The 2,731-nt window shown below is 62.9% G+C and carries 3 protein-coding genes and 2 pseudogenes; all 5 read left to right on the top strand.

The genetic code is table 11. From position 1 onward, the window contains the following. Window positions 1–245: 245 nt before the first annotated feature. The 5 genes and pseudogenes from M727_RS38715 to M727_RS44120 all read left to right on the top strand — a co-directional run bounded on the left by M727_RS38715 (window position 246) and on the right by M727_RS44120 (window position 2,344). Window positions 246–1,093 (top strand): annotated as a pseudogene (locus M727_RS38715) (site-specific integrase). A 30-nt stretch (window positions 1,094–1,123) separates the two neighbouring features. Continuing rightward, entirely contained in the window at window positions 1,124–1,552 is a 429-nt protein-coding gene (locus tag M727_RS43645) for a transposase zinc-binding domain-containing protein (protein WP_245269111.1), read from the top strand. Beyond that, window positions 1,542–1,727 (top strand): transposase, encoded by a 186-nt coding sequence (locus M727_RS43640; protein ID WP_245269110.1) that lies wholly within the window; start codon window positions 1,542–1,544, stop codon window positions 1,725–1,727. The genes M727_RS43645 and M727_RS43640 overlap by 11 nt, the downstream gene beginning before the upstream one ends. Continuing rightward, window positions 1,666–1,899, top strand: a pseudogene (locus M727_RS44125) (transposase); the annotation flags it as partial. The gene M727_RS43640 and the pseudogene M727_RS44125, both read left to right, overlap by 62 nt. 64 nt (window positions 1,900–1,963) lie before the next feature. Continuing rightward, window positions 1,964–2,344 (top strand): transposase, encoded by a 381-nt coding sequence (locus tag M727_RS44120; RefSeq protein WP_348627202.1) that lies wholly within the window; start codon window positions 1,964–1,966, stop codon window positions 2,342–2,344. Window positions 2,345–2,731: the final 387 nt, after the last annotated feature.

Below are 2,731 nucleotides of genomic sequence, written 5' to 3'. Positions count from 1 at the left end.
CTCCCAGGGCGCGTTGATGATTTGAGCAAGGCCTCTGATCATAAATCGCGCCTCTCAAAGTAAATCTCTTTGGCGCTCGGGTTCCCGTCTCGACTAGCACTACTTGGCAGATTTCTAGTTCTGGGAGCGTTTTGACGATTGAACGAAGCCGCTGGCGCGGCATTTGGAGGATCGGTTTGCAGGTGAGGCTTCTGTTTTGAAGGATTGCGGCTGTTGAAGCGCAACTTGAGAACGGGAGCAATGAGATGGCCGAGTTGAGCCCGCTTCGCCGGCGCATGATCGAGGACATGACGATCCGCAATCTGTCGCCGGCCACGCGACGATCCTATGTGCACGCGGTGGAGAAGTTCTCCCGCTGCTTCGGCCGATCCCCTGACCGGCTTGGCCTGGAGGACGTTCGCGCCTTCCAGGTGCATTTGGTTTCGACCGGAATCTCGTGGCCGGCGCTGAACCAAACGGTGTGTGCGCTTCGGTTTTTTATGGCGTGACGTTGGGCCATGCCGAGATTCCGAAACGGACCGCCTATGCCCGCGCGCCACGCACGCTGCCGGTGGTTCTCAGCGCCGATGAGGTTGTCCGCTCCTTGAGGCGGTGCCGAGCCTGAAGACGCGCGCCGCCCTGACGACGGCCTATGCGGCGGGTCTTCGTGCCTCGGAGACGGTCGGGCTGAAGGTCGGCAATATCGACAGCGGGCGCGGCGTCATCCGGGTCCACCATGGCAAGGGTGGCAAGGATCGCACCGTGATGTTGTCGGCGCAGCTTCTGCGCATCCTGCGGATCTATTGGCGGCTGGCGAAGCCGCAGGGCTGGCTGTTTCCCGGCCGAGACGCAAATCGGCCCATAGACGTGCAGGTGCTGTATTCGGCCTGTCGTTCGGCGCGAGCGGCCGCCGGCATCGACAAGCGGGTGACGGTGCATACGTTGCGGCACAGCTTCGCCACGCATCTCCTGGAGAACGGCACCGACATCCGCATCATTCAGGTGCTGCTCGGCCACAACAATCTGTCGAGACACGAAGATCTCGAACGGCCTCATCCGGCGGACGGAAAGCCCGCTCGACCGGCTGAACATTGAGGTGGTGCCGCCGGGGTGACCGGTTCCGCCAATGTCGGCGAGACTAGAGGTGGCCGATATCTTCCGCCGCCATGGCGAGGTCTATCGGCAGGTTCATGACGGCCGTCTCGGCCGGGTCGAGCGGCGCGTGATGAACGCGATCGAACTCTGCCGGACCGCCGAACTGGGCGGTCATGTCGAGGGATGCCGGTCCTGCGGGGCAATTCGTATAGCCTACAATTCCTGCCGCAACCGGCATTGTCCGAAGTGCCAGGGCCAGGCGTGCCGAGACTGGCTCTCCGCGCGGCAGGACGAGCTTCTGCCGGTTCCCTATTTCCAGGTGGTGTTCACTATACCGGCCGAGATCGAGGCGATCGCCTTCCAGAACAAGGCGGTGGTCTACGCGATCCTGTTCACGGCAGCGGCCGAAACGCTGCGCACAATCGGCGCCGATCCCAAACCTCTCGGCGCCGATCGGTCTCATCGCCGTGCTGCATAGTTGGGGCCAGAACCTCACCTACCATCCCCATCTCCATTGCATCGTACCGGGCGGCGGTATCTCTCCCGACGGCACACGCTGGATCTCATGCAGGTCGGGGTTCTTTTTTGCCCGTGCGCGTGCTGTCGCGCCTGTTTCGCCGCCTCTTTCTGGAGGAGCTGCGAGCGCCTCATGATGAGGGCCGGCTGGGCTTCTTCGGCGATCTCGCCCATCTGGCAAAACCTGATGCTTTCGGCCGCTTGCTCACCGCCAAGCCGCCCTTCGGCGGGCCAGAGCAGGTGCTGGCCTATCTCGGCCGCTACACCCATCCGCGTCGCGATCACCAATTCCCGGCTGATCAGCATGACCGACGATCGCATCGGTTCCGCTGGAGGGACTATCGCCACCGCGGCAAGACAAAGCTCATGACGGCTGGACGCGCACGAGTTCATCCGCCGCTTTCTCCTGCACACTCTGCCCGACGGCTTCCATCGCATCCGCCATTGGCTTCCTCGCCAACGGCCATCGCGCCGCCAAGCTCGAACTGTGCCGCAGGCTGCTGGCCAGCCCGCGACAGGACGCTCTCAAACCGGATGCCGAAATTGCCGCTGTCGCCGCCGAACTCCTTGCGGCAGCGCATCGCTGCCCATGCTGCGGAGGGCCGATGATCACGCTCGCCATCTGGCGATGCGGACAGGCGCCGCCGAGCCCCTTCTGGAGCGACACCTCCTGATCACGCCGGGCACGTCCTCATCACTTGGTTCAGCATCCGTCAACATGCGCGCCGGCACGCCAACCCATGATCTTCCTTAAGGCCGCGAGTACCCAAACCGGCGATGGAGGGCACCGCGGCCCGTTCCGCGTTAATCACCATCAAAGTTCCGCCTTCCGCCATGCCATCCATCGCTGTGGCCGCATCGTGAACGCCCATTATCAGTCTGGCGGAGACGATCCCGATCACTCCTCCACCCTACAATCCCATAGCGCCAGACCGTCCCGCGCCTTCGTTCAATTCGGCTTGCAATGAAGTCCGACGCCGAGCGTGCGAGCCCCTCTTGTTGCATGCGGGCCTCACTGAAGCCTCCAGATTCCCAAGAGCGGTTTTGCGTGATTGAACTAAACCGCTGCCGCGGTAGCTGATGCGCCGGTCTGGCCTGAGGAGGTCCCTGTCTGAGAAGATTTGGTGTCGAGCCAACTTTC

Origin of the sequence: Mesorhizobium sp. WSM2561, assembly GCF_000513915.1 — a bacterium.
Lineage (GTDB): Bacteria > Pseudomonadota > Alphaproteobacteria > Rhizobiales > Rhizobiaceae > Mesorhizobium > Mesorhizobium muleiense.
The sequence above is the reverse complement of the archived record's forward strand: the minus strand, read 5'-3'. Positions and strand labels throughout refer to the sequence as shown.